This window comes from Rhodobacter ferrooxidans (assembly GCF_000176015.1).
Taxonomy (GTDB): Bacteria; Pseudomonadota; Alphaproteobacteria; order Rhodobacterales; family Rhodobacteraceae; genus Pseudorhodobacter_B; species Pseudorhodobacter_B ferrooxidans.
This window is the reverse complement of record NZ_ACYY01000009.1, coordinates 36,440-58,627: the sequence shown is the minus strand read 5'-3', so window position 1 is coordinate 58,627 and position 22,188 is coordinate 36,440. Positions and strand designations below refer to the sequence as shown.

General features: G+C 66.2%; 17 protein-coding genes and 1 pseudogene. 17 read left to right on the top strand and 1 reads right to left on the bottom strand.

Going from position 1 to position 22,188, the window contains the following annotated elements:
• Positions 1-4 precede the first annotated feature (4 nt).
• Together RSW2DRAFT_RS08400 and RSW2DRAFT_RS08395 are read left to right on the top strand one after the other, a co-directional pair.
• Complete coding sequence (locus RSW2DRAFT_RS08400; protein ID WP_008029958.1) at positions 5-1,369, top strand: formimidoylglutamate deiminase; 1,365 nt, start codon at positions 5-7, stop codon at positions 1,367-1,369.
• A complete protein-coding gene (locus RSW2DRAFT_RS08395) occupies positions 1,366-2,061 on the top strand; it encodes a GntR family transcriptional regulator (RefSeq protein ID WP_008029956.1) in 696 nt (231 codons plus the stop codon). Before RSW2DRAFT_RS08400 ends, RSW2DRAFT_RS08395 begins: the two co-directional genes overlap by 4 nt.
• Positions 2,062-2,150: 89 nt before the next feature.
• Here RSW2DRAFT_RS08395 and RSW2DRAFT_RS08390 read toward each other — a convergent pair whose 3' ends face one another.
• Positions 2,151-3,002, bottom strand: coding sequence for a LysR family transcriptional regulator (locus tag RSW2DRAFT_RS08390; protein ID WP_008029955.1), 852 nt, complete (start codon positions 3,000-3,002; stop codon positions 2,151-2,153).
• Positions 3,003-3,103: 101 nt separating this feature from the next.
• On the opposite strand from RSW2DRAFT_RS08390, the gene RSW2DRAFT_RS08385 reads away from it, so the two are divergent.
• The 15 genes and pseudogenes from RSW2DRAFT_RS08385 to nifK all read left to right on the top strand — a co-directional run bounded on the left by RSW2DRAFT_RS08385 (position 3,104) and on the right by nifK (position 22,158).
• Positions 3,104-5,545 carry a GcvT family protein gene (locus tag RSW2DRAFT_RS08385; protein WP_008029951.1) on the top strand — a complete coding sequence of 814 codons (2,442 nt, stop codon included), beginning with the start codon at positions 3,104-3,106 and terminating at the stop codon, positions 5,543-5,545.
• 73 nt (positions 5,546-5,618) lie between these two features.
• A pseudogene (locus tag RSW2DRAFT_RS08380) lies at positions 5,619-8,058 on the top strand (GcvT family protein).
• 67 nt (positions 8,059-8,125) lie between these two features.
• Positions 8,126-9,679 carry a trimethylamine methyltransferase family protein gene (locus RSW2DRAFT_RS08375; protein ID WP_008029945.1) on the top strand — a complete coding sequence of 518 codons (1,554 nt, stop codon included), beginning with the start codon at positions 8,126-8,128 and terminating at the stop codon, positions 9,677-9,679.
• Between the two features lie 7 nt (positions 9,680-9,686).
• Entirely contained in the window at positions 9,687-11,120 is a 1,434-nt protein-coding gene (locus RSW2DRAFT_RS08370) for an aldehyde dehydrogenase family protein (RefSeq protein ID WP_008029944.1), read from the top strand.
• Positions 11,120-12,019: an NAD(P)-dependent oxidoreductase gene (locus RSW2DRAFT_RS08365; RefSeq protein ID WP_008029942.1), complete on the top strand. Its 900-nt coding sequence runs from the start codon at positions 11,120-11,122 to the stop codon at positions 12,017-12,019. The genes RSW2DRAFT_RS08370 and RSW2DRAFT_RS08365 overlap by 1 nt, the downstream gene beginning before the upstream one ends.
• 237 nt (positions 12,020-12,256) lie before the next feature.
• On the top strand, positions 12,257-13,969 hold the full coding sequence (gene nifA / locus RSW2DRAFT_RS08360) for a nif-specific transcriptional activator NifA (RefSeq protein WP_008029940.1): 1,713 nt from the start codon (positions 12,257-12,259) through the stop codon (positions 13,967-13,969).
• A gap of 139 nt (positions 13,970-14,108) precedes the next feature.
• Positions 14,109-15,569, top strand: coding sequence for a nitrogenase cofactor biosynthesis protein NifB (gene nifB / locus RSW2DRAFT_RS08355; RefSeq protein ID WP_008029939.1), 1,461 nt, complete (start codon positions 14,109-14,111; stop codon positions 15,567-15,569).
• Between the two features lie 17 nt (positions 15,570-15,586).
• Positions 15,587-15,775 (top strand): 4Fe-4S dicluster domain-containing protein, encoded by a 189-nt coding sequence (locus RSW2DRAFT_RS08350; protein WP_008029938.1) that lies wholly within the window; start codon positions 15,587-15,589, stop codon positions 15,773-15,775.
• Between the two features lie 4 nt (positions 15,776-15,779).
• A complete protein-coding gene (locus RSW2DRAFT_RS08345) occupies positions 15,780-16,544 on the top strand; it encodes a 4Fe4S-binding leucine-rich repeat protein (RefSeq protein WP_008029936.1) in 765 nt (254 codons plus the stop codon).
• Positions 16,531-16,803, top strand: a complete 273-nt coding sequence (locus RSW2DRAFT_RS08340) for a nitrogen fixation protein NifZ (RefSeq protein ID WP_008029934.1) — start codon at positions 16,531-16,533, stop codon at positions 16,801-16,803. The genes RSW2DRAFT_RS08345 and RSW2DRAFT_RS08340 overlap by 14 nt, the downstream gene beginning before the upstream one ends.
• Entirely contained in the window at positions 16,800-17,015 is a 216-nt protein-coding gene (nifT, locus tag RSW2DRAFT_RS08335; RefSeq protein WP_008029931.1) for a putative nitrogen fixation protein NifT, read from the top strand. The genes RSW2DRAFT_RS08340 and nifT overlap by 4 nt, the downstream gene beginning before the upstream one ends.
• Positions 17,016-17,018: 3 nt before the next feature.
• Positions 17,019-17,855 (top strand): SIR2 family NAD-dependent protein deacylase, encoded by an 837-nt coding sequence (locus RSW2DRAFT_RS08330; RefSeq protein WP_008029930.1) that lies wholly within the window; start codon positions 17,019-17,021, stop codon positions 17,853-17,855.
• A gap of 250 nt (positions 17,856-18,105) precedes the next feature.
• Positions 18,106-18,993, top strand: coding sequence for a nitrogenase iron protein (nifH, locus tag RSW2DRAFT_RS08325; protein ID WP_008029927.1), 888 nt, complete (start codon positions 18,106-18,108; stop codon positions 18,991-18,993).
• A 57-nt stretch (positions 18,994-19,050) separates the two neighbouring features.
• The gene (gene nifD, locus RSW2DRAFT_RS08320; protein WP_008029926.1) at positions 19,051-20,532 is read left to right on the top strand and encodes a nitrogenase molybdenum-iron protein alpha chain; all 1,482 of its coding nucleotides are present in this window, start codon (positions 19,051-19,053) and stop codon (positions 20,530-20,532) included.
• A gap of 87 nt (positions 20,533-20,619) precedes the next feature.
• A complete protein-coding gene (gene nifK, locus RSW2DRAFT_RS08315) occupies positions 20,620-22,158 on the top strand; it encodes a nitrogenase molybdenum-iron protein subunit beta (RefSeq protein WP_008029924.1) in 1,539 nt (512 codons plus the stop codon).
• The last annotated feature ends 30 nt before the right edge of the window (positions 22,159-22,188 follow it).

Here is a 22,188-nt window from a genome sequence, read left to right as displayed (position 1 = left end):
CGCCATGACCGCCACGACGCTTTGGGCCGAAACCGCGCTGCTGCCTGATGGCTGGGCGCAATCGGTGCGGGTCGATCTGGCCGGGGGCCGGATTGCCGCGATCACGCCGGGGGCGTCCCCCTCGGGTCAGCGGCTGGGATGCCTGCTGCCCGCACCTGCCAACCTGCACTCCCACGCTTTTCAGCGCGCCATGGCTGGGATGACCGAGCGGCGCGGCTCCGGCACCGACAGCTTCTGGACCTGGCGGGCGCTGATGTATCGCTTCCTCGACCACCTGAGCCCCGACGACGTGCAGGCCATCGCCGCCTTCGTGCAGATGGAAATGCTGGAGGCGGGTTATGCCGCGGTGGGCGAGTTCCACTATCTGCACCACCAGCCGGGCGGGGCACCCTACGCCGATCTGGCCGAGATGGCGGCGCGGATCGTGGCGGCGGCGCATCAGACCGGCATCGGGTTGACGCTGCTGCCGGTGCTGTATCAGCAGGGCGGTTGCGACGGGCGCAGCCTTGGGCCGGGGCAGATGCGCTTTGGCAATGACAACGCGCGGTTTGCCGACCTGTGGCAGGGGGCGGCGCGGGCGCTTGCGGCCTTGCCCGCCGATGCCGTGCTGGGCGTGGCCCCTCATTCGCTGCGCGCGGTCAGCAAGCAGGGCTTGCAGATGGCCGCGGCCCTGGCCCCGCAAGCGCCGATCCACCTGCATCTGGCCGAGCAGCAGGCCGAGGTGGCCGAAGTGCAGGCGGCTTACGGCGCGCGCCCCACCGAATGGCTGCTGGCCAATGCTTCGGTCGATGCCCGCTGGTGCGCCATTCATGCCACCCAGATGACCGCCGCCGAGACTGTGGCTCTGGCGCAATCGGGTGCCGTGGCCGGGCTGTGCCCGATCACCGAGGCCAATCTGGGTGACGGCATCTTTGACGGCGCGCGCCATCTGGCGGCGGGCGGCGCCTTCGGCATCGGGTCGGATAGCAACCTGCGGATCGCGCTGGCCGAGGAATTGCGGCTGCTGGAATACGGCCAGCGGCTGCGCGATCATGGCCGCGCGGTGCTGGCGACGCCGGACCGCTCGACCGGCCGGGTGCTGTATGACGGCGCGGTTGCCGGGGGCGCGCAGGCTTGCGGGCGCGGGCCTGGCGGGCTGCGGGTCGGCGGCTGGGCCGATATGCTGGCGCTGGATAGGGGGGCGGTCGATCTGGCGGGCACGGCGGGCGATGCCACGCTCGACGCCTGGATTTTCGCAGGCGACGACCGGATGATCAGCGAAGTCTGGTCGGCCGGGCGGCATCTGGTGACAGGTGGCCGCCACCACGCGCATGACGCCATCACCGCCGCCTACCGCGCCTGCACGCAGCGGCTGCGGGGGCGGCTGTGAGCGGGCAACCCAAGGGCTGGGAGGCGATCCGCGCCGAGGTGCTGCGCCGCATCCGAGCGCGTGATTGGGCGCCGGGGGAGGCCATTCCGAACGAGGCGGACCTCGCGGCGGAATTCGGCTGCGCCCGCGCCACGGTGAACCGGGCGCTGCGCGATCTGGCCGCCGCCGGGGTTCTGGAACGTCGCCGCAAGGCCGGCACCCGCGTGGCGCTGCACCCGGTGCGCAAGGCGACGCTGGACATCCCGGTGACCCGCGCCGAGGTCGAGGCGCGCGGCCAAAGCTACAGCTTCCGGCTGCTGCAGTCGGAGATGGCGCTGCCGCCGGTGCCGGTGGCGTTGAAACTGGGTCTGGCGCCGGGGTCGCGTCTTTTGCACCTGCGCACCCTGCATCTGGCCGATGGCAAGCCGTTCCTGCACGAGGACCGCTGGCTGAACCCCGCCGCCCTGCCGCAGCCGCTACCGGACTTTGCCGCGATCTCGGCCAATGAATGGCTGGTGACGCATGTGGCCTATACCTCTGGCGACATTGCCTTTTCCGCCGAAAACGCCAGCGACGCCGAGGCGGCGATCCTGGGTCTGCCCAAAGGCACCGCGCTGTTTGTCACCGAACGCAGCACCTGGAGCGAGGCGCAACCGATCACTGCCGTTCGACTGGCCCACGCGCCGGGCTATCGGCTGCACACGCTGGTCTAAGGCTTTCATCTGTTCTCAAATATCCCCCGCGGAGCGTCTGTGCTGGCAGCGGGAGCCTCCGGCGGGGATATTTGAGAACAGATGAATGACTAGCGGCCAGCGAGTTGGCGTTGCACGATACGGGTCAGGCGGCGGTGCAGCGGGGCGGGGCGGTGGCGCAGGTGCATGGCGGCATAGACCGGCTGGGTGATCGCGGGCACATCGGTGACGGCGCGAAAGCCGTGCTGGGCGATCAGTTGCGCCGCAGTTTCCTCCAGCACGAAGGCAGCACCGCCAAGGCTGGTCAGCAGGCCCGCCACGGCGGCGTTCTGCCCGGCGGCCAGCGGGGCTGTGGCGAGGTCGGGGAAAAGCTGGCGCTGGGTTTGCTCGAACGCCGGGGCGTAATTGCCGCGGATGTAGCGGGCGGCGGTCAGGCTTTCGCGGCTGTCGCCGTCGGAACTGACCAGCCGGTAGCGCACCTCGCCTACGGAGGCGAAATGCAGGTCGGGCAGGGCGCGCGGGGTGAAGATCACCGCGAAATCAAGGGCCCCTTGTGCCAGGTCGGTGCACATCTGGGCGGAGTAGTCAGGTTCCAGATAGAAGGCGCAATCGGGCAGTTTGCTGCGGAACTCGGCCACCCAGTCACCGATATGGCCCGCCGCCAGATCGTTCTGGATGCCGATGCGCAGCGACAGCGCCGCGGTGCCGCTGGGCCGCACTGCCCGTTGCGCCTCGGTCCAGCCGTGGCGCAGGGCGCGGGCGTGGGCTTCGAACTTCAGCCCTTCGGTGGTCAGATCGGTGCCCGCGCGGGAGCGGGTGAAGAGGCGGGTGCCAAGCGCCGCCTCCAGCGCCGCGATCCGGCCCGAGACGGTGGATTGGGTGACGCCCAACCGCTCGGCGCTGCGGTTGAAGCTGCGGGTCTGGATCAGGTCGAGGAAGGTTTCAAGCTGGTCGATGTGCATTTGGCGCTCTGATCGGGTTTTCCGATCAATAAGACCGGAAATGGCGAATTGAAAGCCTGAAGGGGCCGGTTGATAGTAGGGTGGCAAACAGGGGGGCGGGCATGGCGGAATTTCCTTCGCAGGCGCGGGTGGTGATCATTGGCGGCGGGGTGGTGGGGGTTTCCGCACTTTACCATCTGGCCAAGGCGGGCTGGACCGACGCCGTGCTGCTGGAGAAGAACGAACTGACCGCAGGCTCCACCTGGCATGCGGCGGGCAACGTGCCGACCTTCTCCTCCAGTTGGTCGATCATGAACATGCAGCGCTATTCGGCGGGGCTTTACCGTGGCCTTGGGGCGGCGGTGGATTATCCGATGAACTACCATGTCACAGGCTCGGTGCGGCTGGGGCACACGCCCGAACGGCTGGAAGAGTTTCGCCGGGTGGTCGGGATGGGCCGCTATCAGGGCATGGATCTGGACATTCTGGCGCCCGAGGAAATCCGGGCGCGCTATCCGTTTCTGGAAACCCACGACCTGACCGGGGCGCTGTATGACCCCAACGATGGCGACATCGACCCCGCGCAACTGACGCAGGCGCTGGCCAAGGGCGCGCGGGCGATGGGGGCCAGGATCGAGCGGTTCTGCCCAGCGACCGGGGTGCGGCGCGACGGCGATGACTGGGTGGTCTCGACGCCGAAGGGCGATATCCGCTGCGAGATCGTGGTCAATGCGGCGGGATATTATGCCCGCGAGGTCGGCCGCTGGTTTGGCCGCGAGTTGCCGATGATGGTGATGAGCCATCAATACATGCTGTTCGACACCATTCCGGAACTGGAAGCCTGGAGCCGCGAGGTCGGCCACAAGCTGCCGCTGCTGCGCGATGTGGACAGCAGCTATTACCTGCGGCAGGAGAAGCACGGCTTCAACCTTGGCCCCTATGAGCGGAACTGCCGCGCGCATTGGGTGACGCCCGACGATCCCTTCCCGCAGGATTTCAGTTTCCAGTTGTTCCCCGACGATCTGGAGCGGCTGGAGGGCTATATCAACGACGCCATGGCCCGGGTGCCGCTGTTGCAGAAGGCGGGGCTTTCCAAGGTGATCAACGGCCCGATCCCCTACACGCCGGACGGCAATCCGCTGATCGGGCCGATGCCGGGGGTGCGCAATGCCTATGAGGCTTGTGTTTTCACCTTTGGCATCTGTCAGGCCGGGGGCGCGGGCAAGGTGCTGGCGGAATGGGTGACCGAAGGGGCGACCGAATGGGACATGTGGTCGTGTGATCCGCGCCGCTTTACCGGTTTCGAGGATCAGGATTACTGCGTGAAGAAGGGGATGGAGGTTTACGGCCACGAATACGCCATCCAGTTCCCGCGCCACGCCTGGCCCGAGGGGCGCGACATGAAGCTCAGCCCGGTGCATGATCGGGTGGCGCCTTTGGGCGCGCAGTTTGGCGCCTATGCCGGCTGGGAGCGGGCGTTGTGGTATGCGCGCCCGGGCGATGATGTGTCGGACGCCGGGCAGCAGACCTGGAAGCGCGCGGGGCCGTGGTTTGGCGCGGTGCGCGAGGAATGTCTGGCGGTGCGGGATGCGGCGGGGATTTTGGACCTGCCGGGATTCTCGCGGTTCCGGGTGAAGGGCGGCCATGTGGCGGCCTGGCTGGGGGCGCAGATCACCGGCAAGGTGCCGGGGGTGGGGCGGCTGGGGCTGGGGTATTTTGCCGATGGCAAGGGGCGGATCGTCACCGAGATGTCGATCGCGCGTCTGGCCGAGGACGAGGTGCTGCTGATCACCGCCGCCACGGCGCAGGCGCATGACCGCGAGTGGTTGCAGCGGCATCTGGCGGCGGGGCTGGAATTGTCGGACGAGACCGACGCCTGGGCCTGCCAGATTCTGACCGGGCCAAGCAGCCGGGCGATTCTGGCGCAGGTTTGCGATGCGGACCTGACGCGGCCCTGGCTGACTTGGCAGGCGGCGCGGATCGGCGGGGCGGAGGTGCTGCTGTTCCGGGTGTCGTTTGCCGGAGAATTGGGTTGGGAGATCCATTCGCGCGTTGCCGATACGGCGGCGGTGTTTGATCGGGTGATGCAGGCGGGGCAGGGCCATGGGCTGCGGCCCTTCGGGATGTTTGCGCTGAATTCCTTGCGGATCGAGAAGGGCTACCGCGCCTGGAAGGGCGATCTGTCCACCGATTACACGGTGTTGCAGGGCGGGCTGGAGCGGTTCGTCGATTTCGCCAAACCCGCGTTCCGCGGTCGTGGGGCCTTGACGCGCGAGCGGGACGCGGGGGTTGCCAAGCGGTTCGTGACGCTGGTGGTGCAGGCGGGCGACTGCGATCCGCCCTACATGTCAACGCTGTGGCACGGCGGCGCGGTGGTGGGCGAGACCACCAGCGCCGATTGGGGGCATCGGGTGGCGGCTTGCGTGGCGCTGGGCATGCTGCGGGCCGATCTGGCGGTGCCGGGGGTGGCGCTGGAGGTCGAGGTGTTCGGGCAGCGGTATCCGGCGGTGGTGCAGGCGGATGCGCCGTTGTGGGATAGCAAGAACGAACGCTTGCGCGGCTGATGAGCCGGAGCCGGGGTTTCACACCCCCGGACCCCCGTGGGATATTTGTGCAAAGATGAATGAGGTTGGGCGGATGGTTGAGGTTCCGAAGACGGCGCGGGCGGTGATTATTGGCGGGGGGGTCTCGGGCTGCTCGGTGGCCTATCATCTGGCCAAGGCCGGCTGGACCGACATCGTGCTGCTGGAGCGCAAGCAGTTGACCTGCGGCACCACCTGGCACGCGGCGGGGCTGATCGGGCAGTTGCGCGGCTCGGCCAACATGACGCGGTTGGCGAAGTATTCCGCCGATCTTTATGTGAAGCTGGAGGCCGAGACCGGGGTGGCGACCGGGATGCGGCAGGTGGGCAGCATCTCGGTGGCGCTGACGGCGGCGCGGCATGAGGAGTTACTGCGGCAGGCCACGGTGGCGCGGATTTTCGATGTCGAGGTGCATGAGATTTCGCCTGCCGAGGTCAAGGCGCGCTATCCGCATCTGAATGTCTCGGACGTGGTGGGGGCGGTGGCTTTGCCGCTGGACGGGCAATGCGACCCGGCCAATATCGCCATGGCGCTGGCCAAGGGGGCGCGGCTGCGGGGCGCTCGGATCATCGAGGGGGTGAAGGTCACCGGCGTCACGGAGGCCGGGCGACGGGTGACCGGGGTGGATTATGAAGTTGATGGCGAAAAGGGCCATATTGCCGCCGATATGGTGATCAACTGCGGCGGTATGTGGGGGCGGGATCTGGCGGCGCAGAACGGCGTGGCGCTGCCGCTGCATGCCTGCGAGCACTTTTACCTCGTCACCGAACCCATTGACGGGCTTGGGCATTTGCCGGTGCTGCGGGTGCCGGATGAATGTGCCTATTACAAGCAGGATGCCGGCAAGATGATGCTGGGGGCGTTCGAGCCGAAAGCAAAGCCCTGGGGCATGGGGGGGATTCGGGAAGACTTCTGCTTCGACACGCTGCCCGAGGATTTCGACCATTTCCAGCCGATCCTGGAGGCGGCGATGCAGCGGATGCCGCTGTTCCAGACCGCGGGGATTCACACGTTTTTCAACGGGCCGGAGAGTTTCACGCCGGATGATCGCTATTATCTGGGCGAGGCGCCGGAGCTGGGCGGCTACTGGATTGCGGCGGGGTATAACTCGGTCGGCATCGTGTCGTCGGGTGGGGCCGGGATGGCGCTGGCGCATTGGATCACCGAGGGCGAGCCGCCGTTCGACCTGTGGGAGGTGGATATTCGCCGCGCCCAGCCGTTCCAGCGCAACCGGCGTTATCTGAAGGAGCGGGTCAGCGAGACGCTGGGGCTGCTTTATGCCGACCACTTCCCCTACCGGCAGATGGCGACGGCGCGCGGGGTGCGGCGCTCGCCGCTGCACGCGCATCTGGCGGCGCGCGGGGCGGTGTTTGGCGAAGTGGCGGGTTGGGAGCGGGCGAACTGGTTTGCCGAACCGGGGCAGGTGGCGGAGTATCAGTATGGCTGGGGGCGGCAGAACTGGTTTGCCAACCAGAAGGCCGAGCATCTGGCGGTGCGCAACGGCGTGGGGTTGTTCGACATGACCTCGTTCGGCAAGATCCGGGTCGAGGGCCGGGATGCCCGTGCATTGCTGCAACGGCTTTGTGGCAATGATGTCGATGTGCCGGTGGGGCGGATTGTCTATACCCAGATGCTGAATGCGCGCGGCGGCATTGAAAGCGACCTGACGGTGACGCGGTTGACCGAGACGGCGTTCCTGCTGGTGGTGCCGGGGGCGACGTTGCAGCGCGATCTGGCCTGGCTGCGGCGGCATCTGGGCGAGGCTTTCGCCGTGGTGACGGATGTGACGGCGGCCGAGGCGGTGCTGTGCGTGATGGGGCCGAAGTCGCGGGAGATGCTGGCGTCGGTCAGCCCGGACGACTTCAGCAATGCCGCGCATCCCTTTGGCACAGCGCGGGAAATCGAGATTGGCATGGGCGTGGCGCGGGCGCATCGGGTGACCTATGTCGGTGAATTGGGCTGGGAGCTTTATGTCTCCACCGATCAGGCGGCGCATGTGTTCGAGGCTTTGCTGGAGGCCGATCCGGGGCTGAAGCTCTGCGGGCTGCACACGCTGGATAGTTGCCGGATGGAGAAGGCCTATCGACATTTCGGCCATGACATCACTGACGAGGATCATGTGCTGGAGGCGGGTCTGGGCTTTGCGGTGAAGACCGGCAAGGGCGATTTCATTGGCCGCGAGGCGGTGTTGCGCAAGGCGGAGGCCGGGTTGGAGCGGCGGTTGGTGCAGTTCCGGCTGACCGACCCCGAGCCGATGCTGTTTCACAACGAGGCGGTGGTGCGCGATGGCAAGATCGTCGGGCCGGTGACCTCGGGGGCTTACGGGCATTTCCTGGGGGGCCTCGGTGGGCCTGGGCTATGTGCCGTGCAAGGGGGAGAGCGCCGAGGCGGTGCTTGGGTCGCGCTACGAGATCGAGATCGCCGGCCGGCGGCATGAGGCGGTGGCGTCGCTGGTGGCGATGCATGATCCGAAAGCCTTGCGGGTGCGCGGGTGACTTGGGCCGGAGCGGGGGCCAGCCCCCGCACCCCCGGGATATTTTTCCAGAGAAGAAAGGGTTTGCGATGAGCGATACCGGCGAGATTTGCGAACCCGCGCGTGGGCGGCGCAGTGGCGGGCGGGCGAGCCGGGTGGCGTTGCGGGCGGCACCTTTGGCGGAGGGGCTGCGGCCGATTCGGGCGGGGTTGCCGGGGGGGCAGTATCGGCCTTTGACTGACGCGGGGATGGCGAAGATCCATGAATCTGCGCTGGAGGCGCTGGAGGTGATCGGGCTTTCGCAGGCGCCGCCTTCGGGGGTGGAATTGCTGACCGGGGCGGGGGCGGTGCAGGGGGATGACGGGCGCATCCGCTTTCCACGGGCGCTGGTCGAGGACATGCTGGCGGTGGCCGCGCGCGACATCACGCTGTTTGGCCGCGAGGAGAAGCATGACCTGCATCTGAGCGGCACGAAGGTGCATTTTGGCACGGCGGGGGCGGCGGTGCATATCGTCGATGCGATCTCGGGCGAGTATCGCGACAGCACGGCGCAGGACCTGTATGATGCGGCGCGGATCACCCATCACCTTGATAACGTGCATTTCTTTCAGCGCGCCATGGTCTGCCGCGACGTGCCTGACAACTATGACATGGATATCAACACGCTCTATGCCTGCCTCAGCGGCACCACCAAGCATGTTGGCACCTCGTTCAGTGACCCCGCGCATGTGAAGGGCTGTTTTGATCTGCTGCATCAGGTAGCTGGGGGCGAGGCGGCCTGGCGGGCGCGGCCATTTGTCAGCAATTCCAATTGCTTCGTGGTGCCGCCGATGAAGTTTGCCGAAGAAAGCTGCATCACCATGGAGGCCTGCATCCGCGCGGGCATGCCGATGCTGCTGCTGTCGGCGGGGCAGGCGGGAGCCACAGCACCGGCGCCGATTGCGCTGGCGATCGTGCAGGCGATGGCGGAGTGTCTGGCGGGCGTGGTCTATGCCAACGCCATCCAGCCCGGCGCGCACTGCATCTTCGGCACCTGGCCGTTTGTTTCCGATCTGAGAACGGGGGCGATGTCGGGCGGGTCGGCGGAACAGGCGTTGCTGACCGCCGGTTGCGCGCAGATGCACCGGTTCTACGACCTGCCGGGCGGGGCGGCGGCGGGAATTTCCGACAGCAAGATGCCCGACATGCAGGCGGGCTGGGAGCAGGCGATCACCAACACCCTGGCCGGGCTTTCCGGGCTGAACATGGTCTATGAGGCGGTGGGGATGCATGCCTCGCTGCTGGGCTTTTGCATGGAATCCTTGGTGCTGGGCGACGACATCCTGGGGCAGGTGCTGCGGACGGTGCGAGGGATAGACGTGACGGAAGATTCCACCAGCATCGAGGCGATGAAGGCGGTCTGTCTGGGCGGGCCGGGGCATTACCTGGGGTCCGATCAGACTCTGGCCCTGATGCAGACCGAATATGTCTATCCGGTGCTGGGCAACCGCATGTCGCCCAAGGAATGGGTCGAGGCCGGGCGGCCGCTTTTGCTTGACCGGGCGATTGCGCGGAAGAATGATATCCTGGCCAAGGCGGGCTGCCAGATTGACCCGCAGATCGACGCGGCGATCCGGGCCACGCACAACATCTATTTCAGGTGAGGAAACAATGGATTGCTTGAACCTGTTGAAATTCTACATCAACGGCGCCTGGGTGGAACCGCTGGGCAAGGCTCGCATGGGGGTGGAGAATCCGGCGACCGAGGAGATTGTGGCGGAACTGGCGCTGGGCAACGAGGCCGATGCCGACCTTGCGGTGGCGGCGGCGCGGGCGGCGTTTGACAGCTTTTCCGTCTGGCCGGTGGCCGAGCGGATCGCTTTGGTGCAGCGCATCCTTGACGAATACAACGCCCGCTACGAGGAATTTGCGCAGGCCATCAGCCTGGAGATGGGTGCGCCGCTGGAGTTTGCCCGTTCGGCGCAGGCCTGGGCCGGGCAGGTGCATATCGAAAGCACCATTGCTGCGGCGAAGACGATGCAATGGGAATATTCGCGCGGCAATTCCCGCATCGTCCACGAGGGCATTGGCGTCTGCGCCCTGATCACGCCGTGGAACTGGCCGATGAACCAGATCGCCTGCAAGGTGGCGCCGGCGCTGATTGCGGGCTGCACCGTGGTGCTGAAACCCTCGGAAATCGCTCCGATTTCGGGGGTGCTGTTCGCCGAGGTCTGCCATGCCGCGGGGGTGCCTGCGGGGGTGTTCAATCTGGTCAACGGCACCGGGCCGGTGGTGGGGGCGCGGCTGGCCAGCCACCCACAGGTCGATATGGTCAGCTTTACCGGCTCGACCCGGGCGGGCACGGCGGTGGCGGCGGCGGCGGCGCCGACGGTGAAGCGGGTGGCGCAGGAATTGGGCGGCAAGTCGGCCAACATCCTTTTGCCGGGGGCGGATATTGCCGCGGCAGTGGCGGCGGGGGTCGAGGGCTGTTTTGGCAATACGGGGCAAAGCTGCGACGCGCCGACCCGGATGCTGGTGCCGCGCGACCGCCACGCCGAGGCGCTGCAAGTGGCGAAAGCCACCGCCGAGGCGATGGTGCCGGGCGACCCGCGCGAGGCGGCGACCACGCAGGGGCCGGTGATCTCGAAGGCGCAGTTCGACAAGATTCAGGGGCTGATCCAGAAGGGCATCGACGAAGGCGCCACGCTGGTGACCGGCGGCACCGGGCGGCCCGCCGGCCTGAACCGCGGTTATTTCGTCAAGCCGACGGTGTTCGGCGACGTGACCAACCAGATGACCATCGCGCGCGAGGAAATCTTTGGCCCGGTGCTGTCGATCCTGCCCTATGACACGGTGGACGAGGCGGTGGCGATGGCCAATGACACGGTCTATGGCCTTGCCGCCTATGTGCAGGGGCCGTTGCCCGAGGCGCGGGCGGTGGCGCGGCGGCTGCGGGCGGGGCAGGTCAGCCTGAACTACCCCGACTGGGACACCTTCGCGCCGTTCGGCGGCTACAAGCAGTCGGGCAACGGCCGCGAATATGCCGACTGGGGCATCCACGATTTCTGCGAGGTCAAGGCCATCGTCGGCTATGGAGAGGCGTGATGCATTACGGCTATATCGGTCTGGGTAACCTCGGCGGCCATCTGGCGGCCAGCCTGCTGCGCGAGGGCTTTCAGGTGACGGTGCATGACATCGACCCCGCGCTTGCCCAGCGGCATCTGGCGCTGGGGGCGGGTTGGGCCGACAGCCCGGCGGAACTGGCGGGCATGGTCGATCACGTCTTTACCTGCCTGCCGTCGCCCGCGATTTCCGAGGCGGTGCTGGCGCAACTGCTGCCCGACATGCGCCCCGGCGCGCATTGGATCGAGAATTCGACGCTGGGGCGCGACGACGTGCTGCGGCTGGGGCAACTGGCCTCGGAAAGCGGCGTGCGGCTGATGGAGGCGCCGGTGACGGGCGGCGTGCATCTGGCGGCACAGGGCGAGATTACCGTGCTGGCGGGCGGCGACAGCGATCTTTACGACCTGCACCTGCCCGCCCTGCAGGCGATGGGGGGGCGGATTTTCCACATGGGGCCGCTGGGCTCGGCGGCGGTGATCAAGGTCATCACCAACATGCTGGCCTTCATTCATCTGGTGGCCGATGGCGAGGCGCTGATGCTGGCCAAGCGCGGCGGGCTGGACCTGAAAACCGCGTGGGAGGCGATTTCGGCCTCGTCGGGCAGCAGTTTCGTGCATGAAACCGAGGGGCAATTGATCCTGAACGGCAGCTATGACATCGCGTTTTCGATGGACTTGGCGCTGAAGGATCTGGGCTTTGCCATGGGCTTTGGCCGCGAATTCGGCGTGCCGCTGGATCTGGCCTCGATGACCCAGCAGACCTTCGTCAAGGGCAAGGCCGCCTATGGCGGAAGGGCGCAATCGACGCAGATCGTCAAGCTGCTGGAAGACCTGCTGCAAACCGACCTGCGGGCCGAGGGCTTTCCGGCGCGGCTGGAATAAACCCGCCTGTCGCGGGTGCCGTGGTCGGGCTGCAATGCGGCGCCACCCGGCCCTGCGGCACCTGCGCGTTACCAATCCGCATCAACTTGCAGCAGAAGCGGCGCGATTTTGTGCAGTTGCAGCATTTGGCCGATCTGCCAGCGCCCGCTGCGGCCAAAGTGATCCTTCCGACCTTGCTCTGCCGTGGACTTTGCGCAGAAACCGCCCATCTTGAAAGGTGCAGCCCGCGAGGTTCCGATGCAACAAGACCCTGCCACAACCTTCAGCACCGCACCTGTCGCCAGCGATGAATATCACCCGCTGGACGCGGTCTGCGAGGCCGCCAAGATTCTGACCGGCGCCGCCGATCCGATTGCGGCGATGCCGTCGGTGTTGCAGATGCTGGCCTCGTTCATGGGCTTGCGGCACGCGGCCCTGGCGCTGCTGCAAGAGGGCGGCACGCCGGGCGGTGCCGCTGCGGTCAACCCCTATGTCATCGCCGCCACCACCAAGGGGGCGGTGGCCAGCCCCGCCAGTTGTCAGGCGATACCGCAGCGGGTGGCGCGGCATGTGTTCCGCAACGGCGTGTCGATGGTGTCGCGCGATCTGGTGTCGGAACTGGGACCCGAGGCGCTGCCGCCCGGGGCGCGATCAAGCCGGATGGCGCTGCTGGCGGTGCCGATCCGCGATCAGGCCCATTCGCAATTCGTGCTGGGGGTCTTGTGTGCCTACCGCGACCATGCGGGCGGCGCGGTGCGGCATCTGGATACCGACCTGCGGGTGCTGAACATGATCGCGGCGATACTGGAGCAGTCGATCCGCTTCCGCCGCAACGTGGCGCGCGACCGCGACCGCATTTTGCAGGAAGCCCGCGCCGCCATCCATGCCGCCGCCGATGTGGCCGGGCAGGGCGCCCCGGCGCAGGCCACACCGATTGCCGGCATCATCGGCAACAGCCCGGCGATCAAGCATGTGATCGCACAAATCCGCAAGGTCGCCCCGACGCAAGCCCCCGTGCTGCTGCGCGGTGAAAGCGGCACCGGCAAGGAACTGTTTGCCTCGGCGCTGCACAACCTCAGCCCGCGGCGCGACAAGCCGTTTGTCAAGCTGAACTGTGCCGCGCTCAGCCACAGCCTGCTGGAATCCGAACTGTTCGGCCACGAGAAGGGCGCCTTTACCGGGGCTTTGGCGCAGAAAAAGGGCCGGTTCGAGCTGGCCGATGGCGGCACGCTGTTTCTGGACGAGATCGGCGAGATCAGCCCGGAATTTCAGGCCAAGCTGTTGCGAATATTGCAGGAAGGCGAATTCGAACGGGTGGGCGGGTCCAAAACCCTGCACGTCGATGTGCGGCTGATCACCGCCACCAACCGCGATCTGGAACAGGCGGTGGCCAGTGGCAGCTTCCGCGCCGATCTGTATTTCCGCATCTGCGTGGTGCCGATTTCGCTGCCGCCCCTGCGCGAGCGGCGCACCGATATCGACATGCTGGCCAAGGGCTTTCTGGACCGGTTCAACAAGCGCAACGGCATGGACAAGAAGCTGTCGAAAGAGGCGCTGGAGGGGCTGCGGGCCTGCAATTTCCCCGGCAACGTGCGGGAATTGGAAAACTGCATCAGCCGGGTGGCGACGCTGTCGGCGGGGGGCGTGATCAACGCCGACGATCTGGCCTGCCACACCAACCAGTGCCTGTCGGCCGACCTGTGGCGCTTGCAGACCGGTGCGGCCTCGCCCATCGGCGGGCTGGCCGCCGGGGCCATCGTGCTGCCGGTGCTGGGGCGGCGACCCGAGCCTGCGCCGGTGGCGGAAAAGCCTGCCGCATTGCCGGTGGATGCCGACGAACGTGCGGCCCTGGTCGATGCGATGGAACGCGCGGGCTGGGTGCAGGCCAAGGCGGCGCGGCTGCTGGGCATGACCCCGCGCCAGATCGGCTATGCCTTGAAAAAGCACGCCATTCCGATCGAGCGGTTCTGAAGGGGCGCTTTGCGACAGGCCTTCGCGGCTTTGTCGGCTTTGCGACCAACACCCCTGCCGAAACCGCCTGAAAACCCAACGCCCGGCACTTGGCACGCTTGCTGCTTCTCCCCCTGCGAGACCAGCAAAGGGGCGGATCATGGCGCAAATCATCTCACTCGGCGCATTGCAGGTGGCGTCGCGCGACGATCTGGAAAAGTCGCTGGGCGGTTGCGAGGCGTCTTCCTGCGGATCGAAGGAAGGCCCGGCGGACATGGACCCGGCCACCTGGGCCAAGGTCAAGGACCACCCCTGCTATTCCGAGGAAGCCCACCATTATTTCGCCCGGATGCATGTGGCGGTGGCCCCCGCCTGCAACATCCAGTGCAACTATTGCAACCGCAAGTATGACTGTTCCAACGAAAGTCGCCCCGGCGTGGTTTCGGAACGGCTGACCCCCGATCAGGCCGCCCGCAAGGTGATTGCCGTCGCCGCCGCCGTGCCGCAACTTTCGGTGCTGGGCATCGCCGGGCCGGGCGATGCCGCCTACGACTGGCGCAAGACCAAGGCCACCTTCGACGCCGTCTCCGACCGGCTGCCCGACATCAAGCTGTGCCTGTCGTCGAACGGCCTGGCCCTTCCCGACCATATCGACGAGCTGACCGCGATGCGGATCGACCATGTGACGCTGACCATCAACACGCTCGACCCTGAGGTGGGCGCGCAGATCTACCCGTGGATCTACTACCAGGGCAAGCGCCACGAGGGCGTCGAGGCCGCGCGCATCCTGCTGGCGCGGCAGATGCAAAGCCTTGAATTGCTGGTGGAACGCGGGATTCTGGTCAAGGTCAACTCGGTGCTGATCCCCGGCATCAACGATGCGGGGATGCTGGAACTGAACAAGGTGGTCAAGGCCAAGGGCGCCTTCCTGCACAACATCATGCCGTTGATCTCCGACCCGGCACATGGCACGCATTTCGGCCTGACCGGCCAGCGCGGCCCGACGGCTGCCGAACTGGCGGCGGTGCAGGAGGCTTGCGCCGGTGGCGCCAACCTGATGCGGCATTGCCGCCAGTGCCGCGCCGATGCGGTGGGTCTGCTGGGCGAGGATCGCGGGCAGGAGTTCAACCTCGACCAGTTGCCCGAGGTGGTGGAGGATGCCCCCGAAGCCCGCGCCGCCTATCGCGACTGGGTGGCGCGCGAACGCGAGGACCGCCGTGCCGCGACCGAGCAAGCCACCGCCAGCCTGCCCGAAGCCCCCGCCGCCCTGCGCATCGCCGTGGCCACCAAGGGCGGCGGTCGCATCAACCAGCACTTCGGCCATGCCACCGAGTTCCAGATCTACGAGGTGGACAGCGACGGCGTGCGCTTCCTGACCCACCGCCGCGCCGACAACTATTGCACCGATGGCCACGGCACCGACGACCGGCTGGCCGAGATCATCCGCAGCCTGGACGGCGTGCCTGTGGTGCTGTGCGCCCGCATCGGTGACGCGCCGCGTGCCCATATGGCCGCGGCGGGCATCGAGGTCATCGACGCCCATGCGCAAGACTACATCGAAACCGCGATTGCCGCCGTGTTCCGCGACCGCAACGCTGAAACGGCGGCCAAGACCGCCTGACCCTGAAGGAGACCCCCATGGCCTACAAGATCGTCACCTCGTCCTGCACCGTCTGCGGCGCCTGCGAGTTCGAATGTCCCAATGCCGCGATCAAGTTCAAGAACGACACCTACAAGATCGACCCGGTGAAATGCACCGAATGTGACGGCGATGCGCCCAAATGCGTCGCGGTCTGCCCGGTGCCGAAAACCTGCATCCCGGCCTGAGCCGATGCCCGAAGGCCCGGACCCGGTGGATTGGCTGGGCGCTGCCGTTGATTGCAGCGCCTGCCGCTATCGGGGCCGGGCCGGAACCGGGCAATGTGCGCCGGGCTGGGCCTGCGTGCAGGACCGCCAGTCCCGGCGGATCGAGCGGTTTTTCCTTTTGAACCCGGACCTTGCCGACGATTGCCTGACCCTGCCGTATTTCGAGGCGCGGGCGCAGGCGGCGCGGGCGGCAACGCTGTTCCGCCTGCCACCCTTGCTGGACGACCCCGACCCGGCGGTGCGCTCGGTCGCCATCCTGCGCCTGCCTGCCGCCCATGCGCTGCGCCGGTTGCGCGACCCTGACCGGGCGGTGCGGCTGGCGGTGGCGCACAGGTTACCTCCGGGTGATCTGCTGCCGTTGCTGTCGGACGCCGACGCCTATGTGCGGCTGATTGCGGTGCGGCGGATTGACGCGGGCGCCTTGCCGGTGATGCTGCACGACCCCGACCCGGAAATCCGCTGTCTGGTGGCCGATCGCATCGGCCCTAGCTGGCTGGTGCATCTGCTCACCGACCCCGAACCTTTGGTGCGCCGCGCCACCGCGCTGCGCCTGCCGCCCGACAAGCTGCACCGGCTGGCCCACGACCCCGACATCCGGGTGCGCCACGCCGTCGCCGAACGCGCCCCCGAAGCCTTGGCGCGGGCGATGCTGGCCGACCCCGAACCGCTGATCGCCGAGACCGCCGCCGAACGGCTGGCGGCACGAAAGGATGATGATGAAAAACGATGACAAGCCGCTGGAGGTCTATTCACCGCCGCTGTGGCAACCCGGCGACAAAGTGCGATCACGCATGACCGTGCGCAACGATGGCACCATGCCGGGGGTCGAGGTGGGCCACATCGTCGTGCGCAAGGGCGACGTGGGCTACGTGCGCGACATCGGCACCTACCTGCAGGAATTCTATGTCTATGCGGTTGATTTCATTGACCGCGGCAACATCGTCGGTATGCGCGCCCGCGAGTTGACAAGCGAAGGGGACGACAGATGAAAGTGATGATCCGCCGCACGCCGAAGGGGCTGGAATGTTATGTCCCGAAGAAGGACCTGGAGGAGATGATCGTGGAAACCGAAACCCCGGCGATCTGGGGCGGCTGGGCGCGGCTGGGCAACGGCTGGGTGCTGGACCTGCCGGCCTTTGCCGAACCGCCGTCGCTGCCGGTGACGGTGGAGGCGCGCAAACACCCCGGCGCGGGGGATTAGGCGGTGGACGACCGGAAACGGCTGCGGGTGGCGCTGGACGATCTGGCGGCGGGGCGGTTGCTGCCCTACCTCGGGCCGTCGGTTTCCGCCCTGGGGCAGGGCGGTGGGCCGACCGAGCCGCAGGGGCTTTGCGCGCTGATCGAGGCGGAAGTGCGGGCGCCGAAACGGGCGCGTGGCAACCTGTGGGCGGTGGCGCAATATGTCGAAAGCCGCAAGTTTCGCGCCACGCTGGAGGCTTTGGTGCGCCGCGCCTTTGCCACGCAAGCCGGGCCGAACCCGCTGCATCAGTGGCTGGTGGGGCTGGGCTGCCCGATGATCGTCGATGCCTGGTATGACGGCAATCTGATTGCGGCGCTTCGGGAAGGGCCAAGCAGTTGGGGCTGGGTGCAGGGGGTCAGCCGCAATGGCGAATGGGCGGAAATCTGGCACCGCGCCTATGATGCGGCGGGCGTTCTGCGCCCGGATGGCGCCGACCGGCACTGGCAGACCCTGCTTTACAAGCCGCACGGGCTGGCGGCGCCGGGCCATTCCTTCCTGGTGTCGGACGCCGATTATGTCGAAGTGCTGACCGAAATCGACATCCAGACCCCGATCCCCGACGAGGTGCAGGCGCGAAGGGCCAACCGCGGTTTCCTGTTCCTCGGCTGCCGGTTCGACGACCAGACCCTGCGCACCTTTGCCCGGCAGATCGCCAAACGCTCGGGTGGCGGCCATGTGGCGGTGATCGACGGGGAGCTTACCCGGATGGAGCAGCAGTTCATGGTCGAACTGGGCATCACAAGGCTGGACCTGCCGCTGTCGGCGGTGGTGGAGAGCATCGGGGCAGGGCAACCGGCCTGACACTCTGACACGGCAGCACGGCCCTCGCACCAAGCGGGGGCCGTTGGCATTTCAGGGGCGCGACAGGGCGATTGTCGCGGAATTGTCGGAATCTCCACATGCGTCGGGTTGCGACACGAACCTGACAGGTCGTTGAAAAACAAAGGTTTCACCATTCGGAAACCACTTGGCACGCCCCCTGCTTCTATGTCTTCGAGATCGGCGGAGACGCCTTACTCCTGAAGTTGATCCAGATGCAAAGGATATCAAGATGAGCAAACTCCGGCAGATCGCCTTTTACGGCAAGGGTGGCATCGGCAAGTCCACCACCTCGCAGAACACCCTCGCGGCGCTGGTCGAAATGGGCCAGAAAATCCTGATCGTCGGCTGCGACCCCAAGGCCGACTCTACCCGCCTGATCCTGAACACCAAGATGCAGGACACCGTGCTGCACCTCGCGGCCGAAATGGGTTCGGTCGAAGACCTCGAACTCGAAGACGTGCTGAAGGTCGGCTACAAGGGCATCAAATGCACCGAAGCCGGCGGGCCGGAGCCTGGGGTTGGCTGTGCGGGCCGTGGCGTGATCACCGCCATCAACTTCCTGGAAGAAAACGGCGCCTACGAGGACGTGGACTATGTGTCCTATGACGTGCTGGGCGACGTGGTCTGCGGCGGCTTCGCCATGCCGATCCGCGAGAACAAGGCGCAGGAAATCTACATCGTGATGTCGGGCGAGATGATGGCGCTGTATGCCGCCAACAACATCGCCAAGGGCATCCTGAAATATGCCAACTCCGGCGGTGTGCGTCTGGGCGGGCTGATCTGCAACGAGCGTCAGACCGACCAGGAGCTTGAACTGGCCGAAGCCATGGCCGCCAAGCTGGGCTGCACGCTGATCCACTTCGTGCCGCGCGACAATATCGTGCAGCATGCCGAACTGCGCCGCCAGACCGTGATCCAGTATGCGCCCGAAAGCGCGCAGGCGGCCGAATACCGCGAACTGGCCCGCAAGATCCACGCCAACTCGGGCAAGGGCGTCATTCCGACCCCGATCACCATGGACGAGCTGGAGCAGATGCTGATGGATTTCGGCATCATGCAATCCGAGGACGACCGTCTGGCCGCCATCGCCGCCACCGAGGCTGCTGCCAGCGCCTGACGTCACGCGGGACCGGTGCGCCCCACCGGTCCCCCCATCCCTCAAGGAGCCCGCCCGATGGCCAAAGACATTGCCGATACCGCCGAACAGAACAACAAGCTGATCGAAGAGGTGCTTGCCGCCTATCCCGCCAAGACCGCCAAGAAACGCGCCCGCCATCTGAACGTGGCCGGGGCGGTGGAGGAAGGCGAGACCGAAATCCTGTCGAAATGCGACACGGTGAAATCCAACATCAAGTCGATCCCCGGCGTGATGACCATCCGCGGCTGTTCCTACGCCGGGTCGAAAGGCGTGGTCTGGGGCCCGATCAAGGACATGGTCCACATCAGCCACGGCCCGGTCGGCTGCGGCCAGTATAGCTGGAGCCAGCGGCGCAACTACTACACCGGCGCCACCGGCATCGACAGCTTCGTGACCATGCAGGTCACCACCGATTTTCAGGAAAACGACATCATCTTCGGCGGCGACAAGAAGCTGGAAAAGTCGATTGACGAGCTGAACACGCTGTTCCCGCTGCTGAACGGCATCTCGATCCAGTCGGAATGCCCGATCGGTCTGATCGGCGACGACATCGAGGCGGTGTCGCGCAAGAAGAACAAGGACATCGGCAAGACCATCGTGCCGGTGCGCTGCGAAGGCTTCCGCGGGGTCTCGCAATCCCTGGGCCACCACATCGCCAACGACACCATCCGCGACTGGGTGCTGGAAGCGGGCGAGGGCGCGCGGGCGGGCTATGAGGGCACGCCCTACGATGTCAACGTCATCGGCGATTACAACATCGGCGGCGATGCCTGGTCCTCGCGCATCCTGCTGGAGGAAATCGGGCTGAACGTGATCGGCAACTGGTCGGGCGATGCGACCCTGGCCGAGATCGAACGCGCCCCGAAAGCCAAGCTGAACCTGATCCACTGCTACCGGTCGATGAACTACATCTGCCGCCACATGGAGGAAAAGCACGGCGTCGCCTGGATGGAATACAACTTCTTCGGCCCCAGCCAGATCGAAGCGTCCTTGCGCGCCATTGCCGCCAAGTTCGACGCCACCATTCAGGCCAACGCCGAGGCGGTCATTGCCAAATACAAGCCGCTGGTCGATGCGGTGAAGGCCAAGTATCAGGCCCGGCTGGAAGGCAAGACCGTGATGCTTTACGTCGGCGGCCTGCGCCCGCGCCACGTCATCACCGCCTATGAAGACCTGGGCATGGTGATCGCCGGCACCGGCTACGAATTCGGCCATGGCGACGACTACAAGCGCACCGGCGAATACGTCAAGGAAGGCACGCTGATCTATGATGACGTGACCGGCTACGAGCTGGAAAAGTTCATCGAGACCATCCGCCCCGATCTGGTCGGTTCCGGCATCAAGGAAAAATACCCGGTGCAGAAGATGGGCATCCCGTTCCGTCAGATGCACTCGTGGGACTATTCCGGCCCCTACCATGGCTATGACGGCTTTGCGATCTTCGCCCGCGACATGGACCTTGCGATCAACAACCCGGTCTGGGGTCTGTTCGACGCGCCGTGGAAGAAATCGGCCTGATCCGGCGGGGGGCACCTCTGCCCCCCACTCCCCTCAACCCTCGCGGCGCGTCCCGGAATGCGGACGGCCAGCAGAAGGAATGCGACCATGCCCCAATCGGCAGACAAGGTGCTTGACCACGCCGACCTGTTCAACGAACCCGAATACAAGGCGATGCTGGACAACAAGCGCGCCACCTACGAAAACGGCCACTCGGCCGAAAAGGTCGCCGAGATCGGCGAATGGACGAAGTCCTGGGACTACCGCGAAAAGAACCTGGCCCGCGAATGTGTGACCATCAACCCGGCCAAGGCCTGTCAGCCGCTGGGTGCTGTGTTCGCCGCCGCAGGCTACGAGGCCACCATGAGCTTCGTGCACGGCTCGCAAGGTTGCGTGGCCTACTACCGCTCGCACCTGGCGCGGCACTTCAAGGAGCCGGCCTCGGCAGTGTCGTCCTCGATGACCGAGGATGCGGCGGTGTTCGGCGGCTTGAACAACATGATCGAGGGGTTGCAGAACACCCACACCCTGTATTCCCCGAAGATGATCGCGGTTTCAACGACTTGCATGGCGGAAGTCATCGGCGACGACCTGAACTCCTTCATCCTGAAGGCGCGCGAAAAGGAATCGGTGCCCGCCGATTTCCCGGTGCCCTTCGCCCACACGCCCGCCTTCGTGGGCAGCCATGTGGACGGCTATGACAACATGCAGAAAGGCATCCTGACGCCGTTCTGGAAGGATGTCGCCCGCGTCGCCGACGACAGCATCAACATCATCCCGGGTTTCGACGGCTTTGCCGTGGGCAACATCCGCGAGCTGAAGCGCGTGCTGGCGCTGATGGACGTCAAGGCCACCATCCTGTCGGATGTCTCGGACGTCTATGACACCCCCTCGGATGGCGAGTTCCGCATGTATTCCGGTGGCACCACGCAGGATGAAATCAAGGGCGCGCTGAACGCCAAGGCGACGATTTCCATGCAGGAATATTGCAGCCGCAAGACCCTCGCGTTCTGCGCCGAGCATGGACAGGACACCGCCGCCTTCCATTACCCGATGGGCGTTTCCGGCACCGACGAGTTCCTGATGAAACTGTCGGAACTGACCGGCAAGGAAATCCCCGAAAGCCTGCGGCTGGAGCGGGGCCGTCTGGTCGATGCCATGGCCGACAGCCAATCCTACCTGCACGGCAAGACCTACGCGATCTTCGGCGACCCGGATTTCGTCTATTCGATGGCGCGTTTCGTGATGGAAACCGGCGGCGAGCCGATCCATTGCCTCGCCACCAACGGCGGCAAGGACTGGGAAGAAAAGATGCAGGCGCTGCTGGCCTCGTCGCCCTTTGGCGCCAACTGCAAGGTCTGGCCGGGCAAGGATCTGTGGGCCATGCGGTCCTTGATGGCGACCGAGCCGGTGGACATGCTGATCGGCTCGTCCTACGGCAAGTATCTGCAACGCGACACCGGCACGCCGCTGATCCGCCTGTCCTTCCCGATCTTCGACCGGCATCACCACCACCGGTCGCCGACCTGGGGCTATCAGGGCGCGATCAACGTGCTGGTCAAGCTGTTGGACACCATCTTCGACAAGCTGGATGGCGCGGCAACCGGCGCTGGCGAGGGCGACATCTCCTTCGATCTGACCCGCTGAAACCGCTGGCCCCGGCGCAATGCCGGGGCC

Bases quoted from the DNA above. Each gene is read 5' to 3' on its own strand.
- RSW2DRAFT_RS08400 (WP_008029958.1), top strand. From the start codon at position 5: ATGACCGCCACGACGCTTTGGGCCGAAACCGCGCTGCTGCCTGATGGC.
- RSW2DRAFT_RS08390 (WP_008029955.1), bottom strand. From the start codon at position 3,002: ATGCACATCGACCAGCTTGAAACCTTCCTCGACCTGATCCAGACCCGC.
- RSW2DRAFT_RS08385 (WP_008029951.1), top strand. From the start codon at position 3,104: ATGGCGGAATTTCCTTCGCAGGCGCGGGTGGTGATCATTGGCGGCGGG.
- RSW2DRAFT_RS08375 (WP_008029945.1), top strand. From the start codon at position 8,126: ATGAGCGATACCGGCGAGATTTGCGAACCCGCGCGTGGGCGGCGCAGT.
- RSW2DRAFT_RS08370 (WP_008029944.1), top strand. From the start codon at position 9,687: ATGGATTGCTTGAACCTGTTGAAATTCTACATCAACGGCGCCTGGGTG.
- RSW2DRAFT_RS08365 (WP_008029942.1), top strand. From the start codon at position 11,120: ATGCATTACGGCTATATCGGTCTGGGTAACCTCGGCGGCCATCTGGCG.
- nifA (WP_008029940.1), top strand. From the start codon at position 12,257: ATGCAACAAGACCCTGCCACAACCTTCAGCACCGCACCTGTCGCCAGC.
- nifB (WP_008029939.1), top strand. From the start codon at position 14,109: ATGGCGCAAATCATCTCACTCGGCGCATTGCAGGTGGCGTCGCGCGAC.
- RSW2DRAFT_RS08350 (WP_008029938.1), top strand. From the start codon at position 15,587: ATGGCCTACAAGATCGTCACCTCGTCCTGCACCGTCTGCGGCGCCTGC.
- RSW2DRAFT_RS08345 (WP_008029936.1), top strand. From the start codon at position 15,780: ATGCCCGAAGGCCCGGACCCGGTGGATTGGCTGGGCGCTGCCGTTGAT.
- RSW2DRAFT_RS08340 (WP_008029934.1), top strand. From the start codon at position 16,531: ATGAAAAACGATGACAAGCCGCTGGAGGTCTATTCACCGCCGCTGTGG.
- nifT (WP_008029931.1), top strand. From the start codon at position 16,800: ATGAAAGTGATGATCCGCCGCACGCCGAAGGGGCTGGAATGTTATGTC.
- nifH (WP_008029927.1), top strand. From the start codon at position 18,106: ATGAGCAAACTCCGGCAGATCGCCTTTTACGGCAAGGGTGGCATCGGC.
- nifD (WP_008029926.1), top strand. From the start codon at position 19,051: ATGGCCAAAGACATTGCCGATACCGCCGAACAGAACAACAAGCTGATC.
- nifK (WP_008029924.1), top strand. From the start codon at position 20,620: ATGCCCCAATCGGCAGACAAGGTGCTTGACCACGCCGACCTGTTCAAC.